This window comes from Ginsengibacter hankyongi (assembly GCF_008710285.1).
GTDB classification, from domain to species: Bacteria; Bacteroidota; Bacteroidia; order Chitinophagales; family Chitinophagaceae; genus Ginsengibacter; species Ginsengibacter hankyongi.
This window is the reverse complement of sequence record NZ_VYQF01000001.1, coordinates 766,961-786,010: the sequence shown is the minus strand read 5'-3', so window position 1 is coordinate 786,010 and position 19,050 is coordinate 766,961. Positions and strand designations below refer to the sequence as shown.

At 34.4% G+C, this 19,050-nt stretch carries 16 protein-coding genes; 3 read left to right on the top strand and 13 right to left on the bottom strand.

The features are described 5' to 3' along the window. From FW778_RS03285 to FW778_RS03270, 4 genes are all read right to left on the bottom strand, one after another. Positions 1–801: a sulfite exporter TauE/SafE family protein gene (locus FW778_RS03285; RefSeq protein WP_150413166.1), complete on the bottom strand. Its 801-nt coding sequence runs from the start codon at positions 799–801 to the stop codon at positions 1–3. Between the two features lie 55 nt (positions 802–856). Continuing rightward, the gene (locus FW778_RS03280) at positions 857–1,495 is read right to left on the bottom strand and encodes a Crp/Fnr family transcriptional regulator (protein WP_150413165.1); all 639 of its coding nucleotides are present in this window, start codon (positions 1,493–1,495) and stop codon (positions 857–859) included. Positions 1,496–1,655: 160 nt separating this feature from the next. Continuing rightward, positions 1,656–3,218: a membrane dipeptidase gene (locus FW778_RS03275; protein WP_150413164.1), complete on the bottom strand. Its 1,563-nt coding sequence runs from the start codon at positions 3,216–3,218 to the stop codon at positions 1,656–1,658. Between the two features lie 115 nt (positions 3,219–3,333). Continuing rightward, on the bottom strand, positions 3,334–4,107 hold the full coding sequence (locus tag FW778_RS03270) for a DUF4184 family protein (protein ID WP_150413163.1): 774 nt from the start codon (positions 4,105–4,107) through the stop codon (positions 3,334–3,336). Positions 4,108–4,395: 288 nt separating this feature from the next. On the opposite strand from FW778_RS03270, the gene FW778_RS03265 reads away from it, so the two are divergent. Then, positions 4,396–5,346: an energy transducer TonB gene (locus tag FW778_RS03265; RefSeq protein WP_150413162.1), complete on the top strand. Its 951-nt coding sequence runs from the start codon at positions 4,396–4,398 to the stop codon at positions 5,344–5,346. A 51-nt stretch (positions 5,347–5,397) separates the two neighbouring features. On the opposite strand, the gene cysM is transcribed toward FW778_RS03265, so the two are convergent. The 8 genes from cysM to FW778_RS03225 form a co-directional block, all read right to left on the bottom strand. Beyond that, positions 5,398–6,270, bottom strand: coding sequence for a cysteine synthase CysM (gene cysM, locus FW778_RS03260; RefSeq protein WP_150413161.1), 873 nt, complete (start codon positions 6,268–6,270; stop codon positions 5,398–5,400). Between the two features lie 6 nt (positions 6,271–6,276). Further along, on the bottom strand, positions 6,277–7,092 hold the full coding sequence (epsC, locus tag FW778_RS03255) for a serine O-acetyltransferase EpsC (RefSeq protein ID WP_150413160.1): 816 nt from the start codon (positions 7,090–7,092) through the stop codon (positions 6,277–6,279). A gap of 23 nt (positions 7,093–7,115) precedes the next feature. Beyond that, positions 7,116–7,559, bottom strand: a complete 444-nt coding sequence (locus FW778_RS03250; protein ID WP_150413159.1) for an OsmC family protein — start codon at positions 7,557–7,559, stop codon at positions 7,116–7,118. Between the two features lie 109 nt (positions 7,560–7,668). Further along, positions 7,669–8,658: a c-type cytochrome gene (locus tag FW778_RS03245; protein ID WP_150413158.1), complete on the bottom strand. Its 990-nt coding sequence runs from the start codon at positions 8,656–8,658 to the stop codon at positions 7,669–7,671. Positions 8,659–8,670: 12 nt separating this feature from the next. Continuing rightward, positions 8,671–9,186, bottom strand: coding sequence for a DUF6691 family protein (locus tag FW778_RS03240; protein ID WP_150413157.1), 516 nt, complete (start codon positions 9,184–9,186; stop codon positions 8,671–8,673). A gap of 2 nt (positions 9,187–9,188) precedes the next feature. Then, positions 9,189–9,752: a YeeE/YedE family protein gene (locus FW778_RS03235; protein WP_150413156.1), complete on the bottom strand. Its 564-nt coding sequence runs from the start codon at positions 9,750–9,752 to the stop codon at positions 9,189–9,191. Between the two features lie 123 nt (positions 9,753–9,875). Beyond that, positions 9,876–11,411, bottom strand: coding sequence for an MAP7 domain-containing protein (locus tag FW778_RS03230; RefSeq protein WP_150413155.1), 1,536 nt, complete (start codon positions 11,409–11,411; stop codon positions 9,876–9,878). Between the two features lie 113 nt (positions 11,412–11,524). Beyond that, the gene (locus tag FW778_RS03225; RefSeq protein ID WP_202552054.1) at positions 11,525–12,325 is read right to left on the bottom strand and encodes an RHS repeat domain-containing protein; all 801 of its coding nucleotides are present in this window, start codon (positions 12,323–12,325) and stop codon (positions 11,525–11,527) included. Between the two features lie 429 nt (positions 12,326–12,754). Here FW778_RS03225 and mazG point away from each other — a divergent pair, with 429 nt between their 5' ends. Together mazG and FW778_RS03215 are read left to right on the top strand one after the other, a co-directional pair. Beyond that, complete coding sequence (mazG, locus tag FW778_RS03220) at positions 12,755–13,525, top strand: nucleoside triphosphate pyrophosphohydrolase (RefSeq protein ID WP_150413153.1); 771 nt, start codon at positions 12,755–12,757, stop codon at positions 13,523–13,525. Further along, positions 13,522–17,292 carry an ATP-binding protein gene (locus tag FW778_RS03215; RefSeq protein ID WP_150413152.1) on the top strand — a complete coding sequence of 1,257 codons (3,771 nt, stop codon included), beginning with the start codon at positions 13,522–13,524 and terminating at the stop codon, positions 17,290–17,292. The genes mazG and FW778_RS03215 overlap by 4 nt, the downstream gene beginning before the upstream one ends. Before the next feature lie 7 nt (positions 17,293–17,299). Here FW778_RS03215 and FW778_RS03210 read toward each other — a convergent pair whose 3' ends face one another. Next, on the bottom strand, positions 17,300–18,985 hold the full coding sequence (locus tag FW778_RS03210) for a helix-hairpin-helix domain-containing protein (protein ID WP_150413151.1): 1,686 nt from the start codon (positions 18,983–18,985) through the stop codon (positions 17,300–17,302). Positions 18,986–19,050 lie beyond the last annotated feature (65 nt).

The following is a 19,050-nucleotide window of genomic DNA, read 5'->3' as shown; positions in this document are numbered from 1 at the left end:
TTATTTTATCAACGTTTCATGGATAATTATGTAGATACCCATGATCAATACAAACCATCCAAAGCCTTTCTTTAAGTGGTCTCCATGAATTTTTTTATTTAATGCTCCGCCAATAAGAATTCCTGCGATAGCAATTGCAGTTATTTTGAAAAGGAAAATCCAATCAATATTAAAATGACCAAGATCGCCTGTAAAACCAATTAAAGAATTTAATGCTATTATAAAGAGAGAAGTACCAACGGCTTCTTTCATTGGTAATTTTACAAGAAGTACAAGCGTAGGAATTAATAAAAAACCGCCGCCGGCGCCGAGAAGCCCGGTAACAAAGCCAATTGCAATGCCGTAGAGCAACAGCTTCGGAAGATTTATTTTTTTGTTGCTGACGTCCTCAGTTTTTATTTTTTTATTACTGTCGTTTATCATCGATAAAGATGCAGCCACCATAAGTATGGCAAACAATACCATTACAAGAATGGACTCTGTTATTTTAAAATTACCTATTGAGCCAAAATACCCTGGTATATGTGGTATTAAAAATTTGCGTGTAAGGAACACCGTTGTTATAGATGATATGCCAAAAAGTAAGGCAGTTTTTATTCGTACAAACCCTTTAAGATAATTATTAAATGCGCCAACGAGGCTTGTGGAACCAACTATGAATAATGAATAGGAAGTTGACAACACAGGGTTGACACTAAATAAATAAACCAGTACCGGCACAGTTAAGATTGATCCGCCACCGCCAATCAACCCTAATGAAATACCTATTAGTAAAGAAGCAAAATAGCCCAAAATTTGCATCGTGCAATTTGGTTTTAATCTATTAAAAATATGGTGATATATGTCACAGTTAGTGTTAGTCTAAATTAATGATTTCGATATTTTGCCGGTTAACTTTAATCAATCCTCTTTCTGCCAGTTTTTTTAACAATCTTGAAACTACCTCTCTTGATGTGGTAAGTTCTGCTGCTATTTGCGCATGGGTAACGGTAATTGTTTTGTTATTAGAAATTTCTGAATGCTTTTTTAAATACATTACCAGTCTTTCATCCATATTTTTGAAAGCTATCGCATCTATTGTATTCAATAATTCTTCAAACCGCGACCGGTAAGTTGAGAGAATAAATTGATACCATGATTTGTATTCTTTCATCCATTGCTCAACTAAATGCACAGGAATAGCATATACTTCTGTAGGTTTAACTGCTGTTGCTTTTATTTCGCTGGTTTTGTGTTGAACCGCACATAATATTGATAATGCGCAGGCCTGGCCAGGTTCTAAATGATACATAAATATTTCATTCCCATCTTCATCTTCCCTGTAAATTTTTACCAATCCTTTTTTAATGAGCATGGTAGATTTAATATTCTGTCCACTCTTTATCAGGTCTTCGCCTTCTTCATATTCTATTATTTCAGCATTACTCTCAATTTCTTCCAAAAGCTTGCGTTCAAATAAAGGAAAAAGATTTTTTATTTCATGATCATTAATCATACGTAAACTAAAAGTACTGAATATAAAATAAGACTTGTGATGGAATTGGTTTCAAAACAAATGCTGGTTTTGCTATTATATATAATAAAAATTGCTGTAAGTTTTAAGAAAGTGTACAAAATATTTCAACATAACAAAAGATATTGCCCACACAATTAATCTATTTTCCTATTTCACGCAAGCGGTTTAGAAGAAAATTTTTGCCATTGTTATAAAAAATATTTTCTGCGAATTCATTCACATTGATTCCTTCATCACCAAGCTTAGCATCATTCAAAAGCTTTGGCATTTTGGCGATGGTTAATGTTTTAAAAGCATCAAGCAGGTCCACATGTTTGCAGTTATCAATAGCATTAATCAGTCCGTCGTAGTCAGTGCCAAGGCAAACTTGTTTCATTGCTTTTTGTATTCCGATATTGGCGTTATTTTTTGCAATAGTTAAAACGTGAATTACCTGGTTTAGGAAAAATAGAGGATGAAGTATGGAATCAAATGCAGGATCGAGATTTTCAAAATCTTCAGAGGTCCATATTTTAGTATCATCCGTCCAGGGCTTCATGTTTGATGGGTTAACGCCATTGAAAAAAAAGTTTGCTTCCAGTTCACTTATATATTCCACGTCGTGTGGAACTGTTACATCACGTAACACATTTTCATCTGCAAAGCCGAGTATACGTTGGTCGAATGACAAACCGATTAAGCCGCCTGAAAGTAATATCGCCTCTACATCTTCATCATATAAATTAATGCTGCTGCAATTGAAATATACTTCATCTATGTAAGGACTTTTTGGTTTCATATAAACAACCTCGTACACCAGGCCAACGTCGGCGGGTACACGAAGGATATATTTTAACCGGTTTTCCATCCGTTGGCCGGTAAGCCCGGCGTGGGTACATAAAATCGGCGCAGTGTATTTATTTGAATCTGCCGGATCACGCAATAAATTATATAATTGCCATCTCGAAAAAAGACTCATGTGCTTTATGTCTGTAAGTATCTTTTTTTCAAGCATTCGTTTTATAACTTCAAATCCCCATGTTGAAATTCCGCATCTTGTTGGGAAAAAATATCCGGGATTTATAAATTGAATTCCATAGGCATGATTGCAAAATGAATTTTGCTGTATATGACAAATATTGATGGCAAAAATGGTATTAGCATCCGTAAAGCTTTCAAAGTTTTTCGTGAATACTTCTTTAACGTTGGTTGCTGTTTGATCGTCAAAGAAGCAATGTAATCCTTCAACAATAAGAAACGCAAAAATGGTGTCCGGATCATCTTCATTAAAATCATTTGAATTTTTTATGATTTTTAATGCTGCGCGGTTTAGATCTGCAGGAGCTTTTGATTCAGTAATTCTTTGAAGGTCTTCATTCAATAATTCGAAGTAATGGTTGCCACTATTAATAAGTTGTAATCGCTTTTTATCTAGCAATGCAATAGCTCCCTTGTTTACGATTTTTTTTTCGAGTAGCCCTTTTGCCATGTTTGCTTCGGGTGAATGTAATGCTATGCCAAATAATTTTACGTGACCTTTATATAATTGCCCAAGGCAGCTTTGGGAGTTTAACACCTCATTAAACAAAGGATTGATGCTTATTTTGATGTCTTTAAAAATCGCAAGTTTGGCGTCAATAAACAACCAGGGTGATATTGCGTTTTTTTGATCTGAAAAAGTTGGCTTTAGGCCGGGGTGGCAATGAAAATCGAAGTAGGGCATAATAATTTTTTTGAAAGAAGTAAAAAATTATAAAACTTTTTTGAGTGTTGCAACGATTTTTAAAAATTAATGATGAAGGAAAAATGATTAATCGTATGTAGCATCAACTAATACTTTACTTGTTCCTTACCCTATTCAGCTTTTTGTAAAGTTGTCTTTTTTTGTTTTCGTTGATGAAAACTGATAACGATAAAATTCCGATTAGCGCTCCCGATATCATTGTTACAATTATATCTTCATGGTCGTGGTGGTTGAGCAAAGAATCGAGATATAATCTTATAGCTAAGATGAACATCATAATGGATGAAACAACAAGCCAGAACGTAAGAATGTTAGGCTGTTTGGTTTTATGCCCTTCGGGAAATTTTAAAATAAAAATTAATATTGCAATAGCGCCAATTAGCGAACTTATATATTGAAATAACAATGCACCCGATATGTTGTGATTTAAAATATTAATGTTGTCGTTTAAAACGGGTATGGTTTCCGCAAAAAAGCCGCCGTCGTGGGTAAAACTATCCCAGAACAAATGGGATGAAATACCTGCTAGCAAAGAAATAAAAACAACGATTGTATTTTTTTTGAAATATTGATTCCAGTTAAATTTTTCAAAAGTTGAAAGCCTTACATTATAGCTAAATGGTAGATATTCGATTAAAGTATTTCTTACTACATTATGAAAAATAAAAAGCAATATCAATCCTAATGGAACATCAAACCAAAAAACGCCAGACCATGTGTGGCTATACCGGCTGTAATCTTTCATCCTGATGAAATATTCAAAATCAGGAGTCATGCTGCCGATAATTAGACTGCTTAGAGAATAATATTTTTTGGGCAACGAGGTAGCAGGTAAAACTATTGCAGGATGAGAAAAGGTAAAAGGCATCAGGTTCTATAAAATGTTTAAAAACAAGTTGGATTTTTGAATTAAGTATGAATTAACTTAATTATATAAAATATGAATTTATCGGATTGTAAAAATATTCAATTCTTTTGCATTTTAAATGGTTTTCAAACGAAGAGAATGTTAAGAAAAATAATCTGATTGATGAGAAAAGCTCAAAATAAAACAAAAGAGACATACGTTATTATGAGGGTTGACTAAAATTTTATTAATAGTTTAAATTCTGATAAAAGCCTTATACTAGATTTCGTTTTAACCAAAGCTCATTATATGCATTTTAGATTTTTATTAGTACCTATAGCTGTGTTTTTTTATTCAACTTCTTTCTCTCAAAAAAAAATTGAACATTACTATAATTATTATCGACGGGAATGCCCGGCGGATGATGCAAGATACTATTCACTGGAAGTAAAGACAGACTCGGGCTGGTACAAAACTGATTACTTTGTGAGTATAAAAAAACTCCAGATGGCTGGATTGTATGAAGACCAGGAGGATTTAATACCAAATGGTACTTTTTACCAATTTTATTGTAATGGAGCTTTAGAGTCTGTAGGTAAATTTATACATGGTAAAAAAACAGGTAGGTGGATGTATTATTTTCCTGATAGAACAATAAAAGATTCTGAAAATTATGAAGACGGCAATCGTGTTGGTATTTCATTAGGGTGGTATGATGACGGTGCTTCAAGAGATTCATTAAACCTTGATGCAAGTGGGGATGGGGTTTACATTTCTTGGTTTGATAATGGAAATCCATCATCGGCAGGAAGGTATACTCATTTTAATCAACACGAGGGGAAGTGGCAATATTTCCATAAAAATGGAAAACTGAGTGCCTTGGAAATTTATAAACATGATACATTAATTGATAAAAATTATTTTGATGAAGAAGGAAATCCGATGGCGGATACTACGTCAACTGATAGGAATGCTCAATTCGTAGGTGGAGACAGAGCTTGGAATAATTATTTGACTAAACGTTTATATTTCCCTCCCGGTTATGAATTTAAAAGTGGCTACCAAGCCGTTGTTACCGTTACAGCCACCGTTCACGAGGATGGAACAATTGGCGATACACAGGTTAGCCTGCCACTAAATCCCGCTTTTGACAAAGTGGCTTTTGAAGCTTTAAAAGGATCTCCTCCCTGGGCGCCTGCAATTAAACATAATAGGAAAGTTAGTAGTGAAGTTTCACTGTCTATAAACTTTAGCGAGTAATTATAGAAGGCTGAACTATTAACGAGTTGATTTGGAATTTTATAAATTATTTTATCCGAATAAGTCACTGCTTAAATACCTGTCTCCACGGTCGCACGCAATAAAGACAATGGTACCTGAAGATAATTCCTGAGATAATCTTAAAGCAGCAGAAGCTGCACCACCACTACTCATGCCGGCAAAAACGCCTTCTTCCTTTGCAAGCCTTCTTGTCATCACAGTTGCTTCTTCCTGCGATACATCAATTATTCTGTCAACTCTTGAGGGATCAAAAATTTTTGGAAGATATTCAACAGGCCATCTTCTTATACCCGGAATAGAAGATTCTTCAGTTGGCTGGCAACCGACAATTTGAATATCTTTATTTTGTTCCTTCAAATACATACTGCAGCCCATAATAGTTCCCGTGGTGCCCATTGAACTTACAAAATGAGTTATTTCATGGTTAGTATCTTTCCATATTTCGGGCCCGGTTGTTTTATAATGTGCCTTGTAATTATCAGGATTAGCAAATTGGTCTAATAAATAAAAATCGCCGGAAGCACTTTTTTCTTCAGCATAATCCCTGCATGCTTCTATACTTTCCAATAAAGTTACTTTTGCTCCAAACGCTTCCATAGTTAACACACGCTCACGGGTAGATGAAGATGGCATTACCAGTTCTATTTCTATTCCATATAATTTTGCAATTAAGGCTAAAGCTATTCCTGTATTTCCGCTGGTGGCCTCAATAAGTTTTGAGCTCTTGTTGATGTCTCCTCTTTCAAGAGCGCTTTTTATCATATTTAATGCGGGCCTGTCTTTCACGCTTCCGCCTGGATTATTGCCTTCCAGCTTGGCAAAGATTTTTACATTTTTATTTTGATTCAAATGTTGCAGTTCAACTAACGGAGTATTACCAACGGTGTCTAGAATTGTAGCCATATTTTTTTAATAGTTAACGATTTTACCTTCAACGACTGTTATTTCAGGATTGTGATAGACCAATGAACCCGGCGGAATACTTTTAGTAAGCCATACATTACCCCCGACAACGCTATGATGACCAATAACAGTTTCTCCACCCAAGATAGTTGCACCTGAATAAATGATTACATGATCCTGTACGGTAGGGTGGCGCTTTTGAAACACCATACTTTTATCAACACTTAAGGCGCCAAGAGTAACGCCCTGGTATAACTTTACATGGTTGCCAATTTCAGCAGTTTCGCCTATAACTATACCAGTACCATGATCTATAAAAAAGTGATCACCTATTAACGCGCCGGGATGTATATCAATACCGGTTTTGGAATGAGCATATTCTGTGAGTATGCGGGGGAGAAGCGGGACATCAAGTTTTAATAGTTCATGGGCAATTCTATAAAAACACAATGCAAAAAAACCCGGATATGCACGGATTACTTCAAACTCCACCCTCGCCGCGGGATCGCCAGTATGTAACGAATAAATATCGGTATTTAATACCCGGTAAATATCTGGCACCTTCTTAAAAAATACCCGTGCTATCTCTTCATTATTACAATTTTTGCAGGCACGGGTTGCATTTAAAATCTTCACAAGATCTGTTTCCTGTCGTTTATATTCTTCTTCAATTTCAATAGTTGAAGAATAAGAAGATATCGATAATTCAGGATATAACAAACCTATAAGATTTAATGCCCACGATGCTATAACCTCATTGCTCGGCACAATTTCCTTTTGCTGCTGCTTGCTTAAAAGTTGGTTGAAGAAATTTATATTCATTCTAAGTAATTGTATTTATGATATCATTGCACCAATGCTTTTTCGGTATTAATTACCTTTACATTCCAGGTAACTTGTGTTCCTCCCCGTCTAAGTGTTTCTGCAACCGAACAATGTTTTTCCATTGATAAAGAAGCTGCTTTGTTTGCTTTTTCTGTATTTATATTTCCATACAATTCAAATGTAATTTCAACTGATTCCCATAAAGAAGGCATTTTATTTTTTTCTCTCTCACCTGCTATTTTAATTTTAAAATCTTCAACCGTTTGCCTTTGTTTTTTTAATATCGATACTATATCAATGGCGCTGCAACTTCCCAGACCCGCAAGAATCAATTGCATGGGCCTGAATCCATAATTACTACCCCCGTTCTCTATGCTGCTATCTGATTGTACCACATTTCCGTTTTCATCTTTTGCCTGGAAACCAAAATCGCCGGTTTTTCTTTCCATTTCTATAATATTCATAAAATCATTTTTTTGTTTGCAAAATTAAACGAAACAGGCGAAGTGTTGCATTAATTAAAACCTAATGCCTTCTTAAAAGAATTACCAAATCGTTAATAAAAAAGATGTGTTAATCTATATTTTTTTTAAGCTGAAGTGCTTCGGCTATTGGTTTATAAGGTCCATACTTGTGTTGTAATTCAGAAAAAGTATCACTATAAGGACCGGTTGGATTATCAATTTCCTTTTTAGAAATATCAGGATAATCTATTTTATTTTTTATTAGTGGTCGTGGCTGGCTATCTATAAATGCGGCAACATCCCATGCCTCTTCATCGGTAAGTTTTGGATGCTCATAATTCGATTCCTCAAACGGCATATTATTTTTTATAAAACCAGCCAGGTTTGATATCCGGTAAAAACCTGCGCCTGTATTGAAACTATTTGGCCCCCATAACGGCGGATAAATAAACCCTGAAGCATCTTCATTAAATTTTCCTTCACCATTTTTGCCATGGCATTTTTGACAGTTATTTATGAAAACAATTTGACCTTTGACGGGGTCTGCTGCTCTATCTAAATATTTAAGTTTCATTATACCTGAACCTAACGGTTTTTTTCCACGCGGCACATCATCGCCAACCCAATGCATATAAGCGATGATGGCTTGCATTTCGTGGCTATTTGTATCGATGGCACTTCCATTTAAGCTACGCTCGAAACAATCGTTTATGCGGCGCGAAATAGACATCATTTTTCCACTACGATTACTAAATTTTGGGTAGGAGATTATTACTGCGCTAAAATTGTTTCCCCATGGAATTATGCCACCCTGCATGTGGCAGTTTTGGCAATTCATTCCATTTGTAATGGCTGCTACTTTTCCTTTTGGCCCGAAATAATAAGATGTATTTTCAATAAGATCATGTCCCAATCTAACTAACGTGTCTTCAGGTTTTATCTGGTATTTATTCCATCCATACCATGGAGCTACGGGAATTGAATCACTAATTGTTTCCTTATCAAAAGACGATTTACAGGATGGCAGAAATGAGCTCAAAACGGCAATAAAAAAAATAACAACAATGAAAATTATTTTAGCTTTAAATGAATTGCCCATAGAATAAGATAATTAATGAGGAAGTTTCTCTCTCAATAAACCATACATCCAGGTTCCTGCAATTGCACTCAATAAAGTAATTATAATTACTAATGCACCTGTTCCAATTAATGCAAATAAAGGTCCGGGGCAGGCGCCTGTTAATGCCCATCCAAACCCGAAAATTAAACCTCCATAAATTTGACCCTTATTAAATTTTTTGGGATAAAAATTTATTTTTTCTCCATAGATAGTTTTTATATTGAATCTTTTTATAATTAAAATTGAAATAATGCCCGTTACAACTGCCGAGCCTATTACGCCATACATGTGAAAACTTTCCAGGCGAAACATTTCCTGGATCCTAAACCATGATATTACTTCGGACTTTACCAAAATGATTCCAAACAAAACTCCGGTAATCAAATATTTAATATTATACCACCACGGATGCTGCAGGGTTGATTCATTAACGCACATTGTATCCAGCGAACGCACTTCAAAATCGGTATTGGTTTCAATAGTTTCTATAGTTGTTGTATTATTCATTCTTATAGGTTTAAAATAAACGGTAAAATAAAATTGGCCATTATAAAACCACCTGCCATAAAACAAATGGTTGCAACTAAAGAAGGAAATTGCAGATTGGAAAGTCCCATTATTGAATGGCCGGATGTACAACCTCCGGCATAGCGTGTTCCAAAGCCCACAAAAAAACCGCCAACAACCATAAGGATAAATCCCTTCAAAGTAAATAATTGTTGCCAGTTAAAAATCTGCGCAGGAACTAATGAATGATAATCGGTGATGCCATATTTTGAAAATTCGCTTACTAATTTTGGGTTCACATCGATAGCCTTTCCACTCGCCAGGAACAAACCTGCGATAACTCCCCCTGCTAATATTCCTCCGGCAAAAAATAAATTCCAGCTTTCTTTTTTCCAATCGTATTTAAAAAAAGGAATCCGTAATGGTACACAAATAGCACAAATATGTCGTAATGATGAAGACACACCAAACGCTTTGTTCCCCAATATTAATAATAAAGGAACCATCAGGCCAATTAACGGGCCGGCTATATACCAGGGCCATGGTTGTTTTAAAAATTCTATCATAATGGTTTTAATAATACCTGCAAAGTTGTGAAATTAATTTTTTATTATCCATTAAGACTTTTTTGGTAGTCTATAAAAAAATAAAGCGGCAAATAGCCGCTTATTTTTTCTTTATACCTTTTGTTATTCTTTCTTTTCTTTTCTTTGAGGATCACCTTGCGGTGGCGAAATTACTTTTTGATTATCGTTGATTCGTGGAGGTTGATTATTTAACGGCGGCCTGTTATCAGGTGCATTTCTTTGTATTGGTTGTACATTGTCATTTTGCGGTTTTATATTCGGCCGATTCAAATTACGAATATTGGCTGGCGGATTATCTCTTCCCTGTGGTGGTTGATTGTTATTAGGGTTTTGAAAACGCCTGTTATTAAACTGCTCATTTTTCTTGTCCGTATTTTTTTGAATGCGTTGTTGATTTTCTTTTTCCTGAAGTTGTCTGTCATTCTCAGCTTTTTGTTGTTGAATGCGTTGCTGAAACTCTTTTTCACGGACTAGCCTGTCATTTTCAGCTTTCTGTTGTTGTATGCGTTGCTGATTTACTTTATCCTGAAGTTGTCTGTCATTTTCAGCTTTTTGTTGTTGAATGCGTTGCTGAAACTCTTTTTCACGAAGTATTCTTTCATTATCCGGGTTATTGTTTTCATTTTTTATGTTACCTGGATTAGGTTGAACCTTCTGATCGTTAATTGCTTTTTGTGGGAGACTAACTTCCTTTTGGCGATTAATTATAAGTGGAGGGTTATTTTTTTGTGTGTTATCCGGTTCCTGCACTCTGTCTACAGGATTCAGTTCTTTCCTGTTATTATCATTGGAAGGAAATTTATCAGTTGCCCCTTCATACCTTTCCCGACGAAGTTTAACTTCATCCAGGTTTGACAGTTTGGGCGGCCTAATAGTCCGCGTTTGCTGCGGTACATCTTTTATCACCGGCCTGAACATCGTCAATTTATCACCCGATACCTGTTCCTCTCCTGGTTTATTTCTTTGTATAATTCTTACCGGAGTTATCTTTTGATGAGTATTCCTTTCTACATCGCTGGGTGAAGGGCCAGTAACGTAGACATTGTTATTATTGATAACCCGGGTATTATTTATGATAGTAGTGTTATTTATTATAGTAACATTTTGTTGACGGTTCACATAATAATTATTAATACGGGGGCTATTAATATAACGGCTAGGCACAAACGACCAATAATCGTATGGGATATTGGAGCCATAATTAGAGTTTACATCCATGCCGGGACCAAGGGGTGCCCATCCATAATAATCGCCTCCGCTTCTCCACGAAACCCATGCCGGTGCCCATTGATAGCCCGGCACCCACATCCATCCATAGGCATAATCATACAACCAACGGCCATAATGGAAAGGCGCCCATCCCCAATTATAATTCGATACCCAGGTCCATCCATATTCACTGTAAATCCAGTGACCATTGTTATAATAGGGACGAAAACCTATTTCGTTAGGTATCCATACGTAACCATAATTTTGATAATCAACCCAATCGCCATAAGGGCTTAAATCGTTATAAAATTGTTGATACGTTATATCAGGTTGTTCGGAATTATAATTGCTTTGAGGATAATTAGTAACGCTGCATGAGGCTAACAGCATAGCTATAATTAAAGAAATATATGTATAAATATTTTTCATTTTAAATATTTTTATAATTATTAGACTCTCATAAAGCCTGTCGGATAATTCAAGATAAATAAAACCGGTGAGTTTAACCAAGCGTTAACTTTTCTAAATATTTTTAATTTAAATCATTTGTACTCATACTGTATAGTTCCCAATAATCGTCTCTCCTTTGAAAAGCACTTTTCCGTTTCGCGAAGATTTTTATCGTTATAAGTATACTTCCATATAAAATAGTTGCTTCCGCCTTCTTCTGTAGAAATCATTTGTTTAGGCAGGTTGAGTTCATTATATTCATACATATAGTTTGGTAGCAGGCGTTTAGCTCTTTCATTATAGTGAACAACATCTGTAAGCCTATTTTTATCATCATAGTAGTAAAAATATTTTTTATCTACATTGCTATTTCCTTCCACATCTTCTTCGATAATATTTCCGTTAGCATCACTTACAAACTGAACGGTAGCAATAAGATTATCTCCCTTCTTGCGTAACATTTTTACCGGCCTTCTGTTTTCATCATAAAAATATTCACGAGTTTCTGTTATTCCGTCAGAATCATCATCACCTTTTGTAACAATTTGGATTGTTTTAAGTAGATTATTTTGATCGTATTGATAATTAGTAACGCTTGTTGTTGTTGGTGTTTCTTCAGTTGTTTTAACTGGCTGACCGCTAATGTTATAATCTGATATTAATAATGATTGTCCTGTAACATTCGATTTTGAAATCATTTGCGACTGCGTATAATTTTTGTTAATTTTCTTTTCGCAAAAAAAACCTTCGCTTGGCTGATTATCATCTTCAAAGCTTTTAATTTTTATGGCTTTTAAATTATCAGTTTTAAGAATGCCGAACTCCTTTACCAATTGCTGATTGTTCCAGATATCTTTGTAGTAATACTGGCCACTTACCGAAGTTGAAAACATACACACTAACAGTAAAACGGAAAGGTAAAAAGCTGAAGATTTTATGATCATCGTCAAGGAAAATTTGGATCGTTTTTTTTGGCTGTTTTTCATATCTGTAAAATAACAGAATAATTCTGCAAGCAAATTTAGTTTGTTATTTTTAACCATAATTTATTAAAGCCAGTAGTATAGTGTCTCATCTGCCCCAACGAAATGAAAAAAACTGCCTTAATTGTGGAACGACATTAATCGGAAAATATTGTCACGAATGCGGTCAGGAAAATATTGAACCAAAGGAAAGTGTTTGGCATTTAATCTCACATTTCTTTAGTGAAATACCTCATTTTGATGGAAAGTTTTTCACCTCTTTGAAAGACCTGGGTCTACGGCCTGGCATTCTTTCTAAAGAATATTTGACTTATTTTTTTGAAATCCAAGTAATGTAATATGCCCGAAATTAATAGTGGAATAGAACGCCTGGTAAACATGATGAATGAACTTCGTGAAAAATGTCCGTGGGATAAGAAGCAAACTATTCATATCCTTCGTCAGCAAACCATTGAAGAAACTTTTGAACTTGCAGATGCAATAACTGATAAAGACTGGAAAGGAATTAAGGAAGAATTGGGTGACCTGTTATTGCATATTATCTTCTATGCAAAAATTGCTGATGAAGAAAAACAATTTTCGTTGCAGGGAGTTATTGATGATATATGTGAGAAATTGATTAAACGGCATCCGCATATTTATGGAACAGTAACTGTAAAAGATGATGAAGAAGTTAAGAGAAATTGGGAGCAGATAAAATTGAGTGAAGGAAAAAAATCTGTTTTAAGCGGTGTTCCAAAATCGTTACCAGCCATGGTAAAAGCCATGCGACTGCAGGAGAAAGCAAAGCAGGTTGGTTTTGAATGGGAAACCAAAGAACAGGTTTGGGAAAAAATAGAAGAAGAAAAGAATGAATTACTGGAAGCCGTAAACGAAGGTGACAGCGCACATATTGAAGAAGAAGCAGGTGATCTTTTCTTTTCGGTAATTAATTATGTAAGATTTGTAAATGTGGATGCCGAAAATGCTTTGGAAATTACTAATAAAAAATTTATTCAACGGTTTACAAAGATGGAAGAAACTGCTGCAAAAAGCGGGCACAACCTTAGCAATATGACTTTGAAAGAAATGGATGAAATGTGGAATGAAATAAAGAAACAAAAACTGTGAACTCTATCTTTAATAAAAACACCAATACTTTTTTTGGAAGAAACGGGTATCTTCTTCTCGCATCGGCATGGCTGTTTACTATTTCATTTATCATAGATAATTACTGGAGCGGAACATCTACTATTAATGCTGTTCAAAGAAGAATTCAAAGGAATATTAATAAAAATCAAAGAAGGAGTGATGACTTTTTTAATAACACTGCTTTAATAAATAAAGTTATTAACCGCTCTTACAGCGAGAAGGAAATTAATGATTTTGTAAATAAAGATTATTTCATTTTTATTTATAAAATAACACCGTTTGCCGAGCCCCAGCCGGTGTTTTGGAACACTCAGGTTATCTTGCCTGATTCAACAGTGCTGGATAAACCGGATGGAAGATATTTTAAACGACTGGTAAACGGGTGGTATGTTATTAATAAAAAATCATACGAAAACAGCAACGGGTTACTGTATGAAATAGTGTCATTGATACCGGTTAAATGGAATTATTATATCGTAAATAAATACCTTATCAATTCATTTATTGCGGTCGATAATATCCAGGATGCTTACGACGTAAGCTTGGTGCCAACAAATATTGCTATTAAAGATATTAACGGGAATAAGCTCTTTTATTTAAAACAAATAAAATATAATGTAATAACCCGTGATAATATTATTTCGATACTATTAAGAATTCTGGCCGGTATTTTGGTTCTTTTTTTTATACAAAAGTTTGCTAGGTTTTATTATGAAAGAAAAGGATTCTGGCCTGCTTTTTCAGTATTAATAATTTCTATTATTATACTTAGAACCTTAAGTTACTTTTTACCCATACCATTAAACTTTAAACAGCTTGAGCTCTTTAGCTCTGATGTGTATGGGTCCAACATTGTTTTTCACTCTCTTGGCGATCTGCTGATAAATTCGCTGTTATTTATATGGGTTGTGCTTTTCATAAGAGTTCATTACCAGTTTAAATATGTCGATTCGTATTTCGATACCAAACTTAAAAAATACGGAGTCATTGGCATTATCTCTCTTTTGATGATTGTTATTACAATTTCATGCGGCAATATCGTAAGAAGCCTCGTTTCAGATTCACAAATTTCATTTGATGTAATAAATTTTTTCACGCTAAATATTTATAGTGTTGTTGGTTTTATAGTATTGAGTTGTGTAGCAACGGGATATTTTTTTCTTATCCAGATTCTAATGTATCCGATAAAAAGGATTATAGAGAATCATTGGTTTATACTATATGTTTTTATTGCGGTTATTGGCTTGGTTTTTTTAACGGTAATGTTTCATTCAACCTCCGTTGCTTTTAACCTCAGCCTGCTTGCCTGGCTTTTATTTTTCATTTACCTGCTTAATAAAGTATCACTTGCCATAGATACTTACAATCTTATATCTTCCCGTTTTATATTCTGGCTCTTTTTCTTTTCTGTTTCAATTACTGCAGCAATAGTTATACAAAACCGGAAAAAGGAATTGGAACAAAGAAAGCATTTTGCTGAAAATATTGCTAACAGGGCAGACCCTGCGGGTGAAAGAATCATAAGTATTATTCTTAGCGATTTCAATAATGAAGCATTGCTGGGAATTTTCAACAGGTTTAAAAAACCTAATGAAAACAGGTTTTTAAAAGACAGCCTCATCAATGAAAATTTTTCAGGATATCTTAATAAATATGACACACGCATTTATACTTTCGACTCAAGTGAAGCGCCACTTTATAATTTAGATTCCACAAATTTTAATTCACTTAATGCTATAATACAAACGCAGGGAAAGAAAACCGAGATACCGGATCTTTATTATTACGACATTTCTTACGATCGTTTTAATTACATCAGTAAAAAAGAAATTGTTGATACAACAGGAAAAAAGAAAGGATATATTTTTATCGTTTCTACTCCTAAAAAGTATAAAAGCGATGCGTTATACCCGGAGCTATTTTCCAAAGGCAGCACCAATTCTATAGAAAGCTCATCGGTATATGCGTTTGCTATTTATAACGATAACCAACTTAGCAGCAGTAATAATGATTATCCATTTCCAACAATGATAGATCCCGGTGCGTTTACTTACAATGAGTTTAAGATAGTAAATAGAAATGGATATGAAGAGCTTTGGTATAAGGCTAATGAAGATAAAGTAATAGTTATAGCAAGGCAAGATGATTTTTTTATTGAATCAATCACTTTATTCGCTTACCTGTTTTGCTCTTTTTTGGTTATCACAGTGCTCTTTAATTTTTTAAATAAAATATTGGGGAGTAAAATAAAATCAGAAAATTTCAGGTCCTTCTGGCAGTTTACGATACGCAACCAGGTGCATGGTACTATTATAATGATCAGCATCTTTTCTTTTTTAGTAATTGGTATTACCACGATACTTTTTTTTATAAGCCGCTATCATAGCAACAATCGTGAAAAGCTTAGCCGTACAATTCATGTAATGGAAAATGAAATTCGCAATTCGATAGACACAATGTCAACTGCGGAAACACAAATGATGGATTTTGATTCAGTCTCGAATGAAAAATTAGATGAAACTATTAACCGCGTTGCAGGTATTCATGCAGCAGATATTAATCTTTACGATATTAATGGAGATCTTAAAGTTTCGTCATTGCCGTTACCTTATAAAAAAGGAATTGTAAGCGAAAAAATGGACCCGGTCGCTTTTTATCATTTAAATAAATTAAAAGATGTGCAGTACTCGCAGGAACAATTAATTGGCAGTCTTGAATACCTGAGCAACTATGTGCCCGTAAGAGATGAGACTGGCAGAGAATACGCTTACCTTAATATTCCCTACTTCGAATCGCAGAGCAACCTGCAGGATGAAATTTCAAATTTCCTTGTAACAATTATTAACCTGAATGCTTTTATTTTTCTTATTGCCGGCATTATCGCATTGTTTATCACCAACAGAATTACAAGATCGTTTTCTCTTATAAGTAATAAGATGAAAGAAATAAATCTTGAAAAAACAAACGAAGAAATTATTTGGACACGCAAGGATGAAATTGGCGAGCTGGTTAATGAGTATAATAAGATGGTTAGAAAGCTCGATGTAAGTGCCCAGTTGTTAGCTAAAAGCGAGAGGGAAGGAGCGTGGCGTGAAATGGCAAGACAGGTAGCTCATGAAATTAAAAACCCACTTACGCCAATGAAGCTTAATCTGCAATATCTTCAAATGGCGATAGATAATAATTCGCCGGGCGTGAAAAAAATATCATTGTATGTTTCTAATATTTTACTTGAACAGATAGAACATTTATCGAAGATTGCGAGTGACTTTGCACAGTTTGCAAACCTGGGAAATTCTAAAAATCAACTTTTTGATATTAATCGAACTCTTATAAGTATTGCATCACTTTATTCAGCAAATGAAAAACTTAAAATAAATACTAATTTATACGATGATGAAATATTAGTTGAAGCTGATAAAACACAAATCAACCGGCTGTTTACAAACCTGCTGCAAAATGCAGTGCAGTCTGTTCCTGAAACAAGAAAAGCAATAATCGAAATAGAGAGTCATCTCAGCGGAGATCACGTAATAGTTTCGATAAAAGATAATGGAAACGGGATACCCCCGGAGATGTATAGTAAAATTTTTATTCCCAATTTCACAACGAAAACTTCGGGTACGGGTCTTGGGCTTGCTATGTGCAAAGGAATTGTTGAAAAATTAAATGGAAAAATTTGGTTTGAAACAAAAGAAGGCAGTTGGACAATTTTCTTCGTAGAACTTCCTGTAGTAAATTCATAATTTAATTTCATGTCAAAGCTTTCTTCTCCTTATTTTCTTTTAGAAAGCTTTCAAATTCTTTTAAATTAAAACTGCTAAGATTTTTTTGAGCAGTAACCATTCCTTTTTGCGCAACTAACACGCCATAGCGTGTATTTGAAAATTCTTCAATAGCATGAGCATCCGGATCTATGGAAACCTGTACATTTTTATTCAACGCATATTCAAGCCATTTCCAGCTCATATCGAGCCTGCGTGGATGCGCATTTATTTCAATCACAACATGGTTCGCAGCGCACGCGTCAATTATTTTTTTATGATCAACGGGATATCCTTTCCGGCTCAATAATAATCTCCCGGTCATGTGACCAAGAATTGTAGTATAAGGATTTTCAATAGCGTTTATTAATCTCATCATTGCTTTTTCTTCATTCATTTTTAAATTAGAATGCACAGAAGCTATAACCAGGTCGAACGTGGAAAGAATATTATTACTGTAATCAAGACTGCCATCATTTAAAATGTCGCTTTCAATACTTTTAAAAATTTTAAATGGCGCCAGTTTTAAATTGAGTTCATCAACTAAAGTGTGTTGAGCCGCTATTTTTTCTTCATTAAGTCCCTGCGCATAGAAAGCCGATTTACTATGGTCGCTGATTACAAGATATTCATAGCCTTTCAATATACAAGCTTCGGCAAGTTCCTCCAGTGTGTTGGAGCCATCACTCCAGTTACTATGGCAATGAATAATTCCTTTTATATCCCCAGGCTGAATTAACGCAGGTATCTTTTTTCCCCGGGCAAATTCTATTATGCTTCCGGATTCTCTTAAGGAAGGAAGAATATATTGTAATCCTGCAGTTTTAAATATTTCTTCATCATTATTAGCTTTCTCAATTTCCGCCGGGTTAAATAATTTATTAAAGGCCTCATTAAACTCAATGGTATTTGTTGTTTCAAAAACCTTTTGTATAAAATTTTTTTCGTTAGCTGAGTACAGTTTTATTTTTATTCCGTCATTGTATTTGTAAATAAAAAATTCATCATTGCTTTCTAAAAAATAAAACTCTGGCAGGCCCGCAATTCTTTCTGAAATAATTTTATTGGAGAAAGGGATTACAAATTCAAGTTCATCAACAGTTTCATTTTGTCTTGCAAATGACCCTGTAATTTTTATTTTATCAGATGCAAAAATTTTGCAAAGCATCTGTTCCATATCAATGGCAAGTTGTTCCACTTGAGCATATAAATAATTACCTTTTTGCTTTAAAAAAAATTCTATTGATTCAATAACATTATCCTGTGTTTTCTTTCCAAAGCCTTTTAAAAGTGACAACCTGTTCTCATGACAGGCATATAAAAGTTCCCCGATATTTTCTACATTCATTTCTTTCCATATGATGGCTATTTTTTTTGGACCGATACCTTTTATCTTCATCATTTCTAAAATTCCTTCAGGAGTTTTTAATAGTAATTCATCAAGACTTTTCATCTTTCCTGTCTTATTTAACTCCAAAATTTTTTTTCCTATGGCTTCACCTATGCCATTAATTGAAAAAATTTTATCATCGGAAAGCATTTGTAGCTCAACCGTTAGTTGATCAATTTTGTATGCAGCGATGGAATAAGTTTTTGATTTAAAACTATTTTCTCCATGTATTTCCATCAGCTTCGAAAGCAATGAAAACTGCTTTGATATTTCATAATTATCCATAATTCAAATGTAGAAATCGTGAATTAATTACTGATGTTTTTTTTGAACAAAAATTTAGAAAGGCC

Bases quoted from the DNA above. Each gene is read 5' to 3' on its own strand.
- cysM (WP_150413161.1), bottom strand. From the start codon at position 6,270: ATGGCTACAATTCTAGACACCGTTGGTAATACTCCGTTAGTTGAACTG.
- FW778_RS03270 (WP_150413163.1), bottom strand. From the start codon at position 4,107: ATGCCTTTTACCTTTTCTCATCCTGCAATAGTTTTACCTGCTACCTCG.
- epsC (WP_150413160.1), bottom strand. From the start codon at position 7,092: ATGAATATAAATTTCTTCAACCAACTTTTAAGCAAGCAGCAGCAAAAG.
- mazG (WP_150413153.1), top strand. From the start codon at position 12,755: ATGCCCGAAATTAATAGTGGAATAGAACGCCTGGTAAACATGATGAAT.
- FW778_RS03285 (WP_150413166.1), bottom strand. From the start codon at position 801: ATGCAAATTTTGGGCTATTTTGCTTCTTTACTAATAGGTATTTCATTA.
- FW778_RS03265 (WP_150413162.1), top strand. From the start codon at position 4,396: ATGCATTTTAGATTTTTATTAGTACCTATAGCTGTGTTTTTTTATTCA.
- FW778_RS03230 (WP_150413155.1), bottom strand. From the start codon at position 11,411: ATGAAAAATATTTATACATATATTTCTTTAATTATAGCTATGCTGTTA.
- FW778_RS03240 (WP_150413157.1), bottom strand. From the start codon at position 9,186: ATGAATAATACAACAACTATAGAAACTATTGAAACCAATACCGATTTT.
- FW778_RS03275 (WP_150413164.1), bottom strand. From the start codon at position 3,218: ATGCCCTACTTCGATTTTCATTGCCACCCCGGCCTAAAGCCAACTTTT.
- FW778_RS03250 (WP_150413159.1), bottom strand. From the start codon at position 7,559: ATGAATATTATAGAAATGGAAAGAAAAACCGGCGATTTTGGTTTCCAG.
- FW778_RS03245 (WP_150413158.1), bottom strand. From the start codon at position 8,658: ATGGGCAATTCATTTAAAGCTAAAATAATTTTCATTGTTGTTATTTTT.
- FW778_RS03280 (WP_150413165.1), bottom strand. From the start codon at position 1,495: ATGATTAATGATCATGAAATAAAAAATCTTTTTCCTTTATTTGAACGC.
- FW778_RS03225 (WP_202552054.1), bottom strand. From the start codon at position 12,325: ATGTTTTCAACTTCGGTAAGTGGCCAGTATTACTACAAAGATATCTGG.
- FW778_RS03210 (WP_150413151.1), bottom strand. From the start codon at position 18,985: ATGGATAATTATGAAATATCAAAGCAGTTTTCATTGCTTTCGAAGCTG.
- FW778_RS03235 (WP_150413156.1), bottom strand. From the start codon at position 9,752: ATGATAGAATTTTTAAAACAACCATGGCCCTGGTATATAGCCGGCCCG.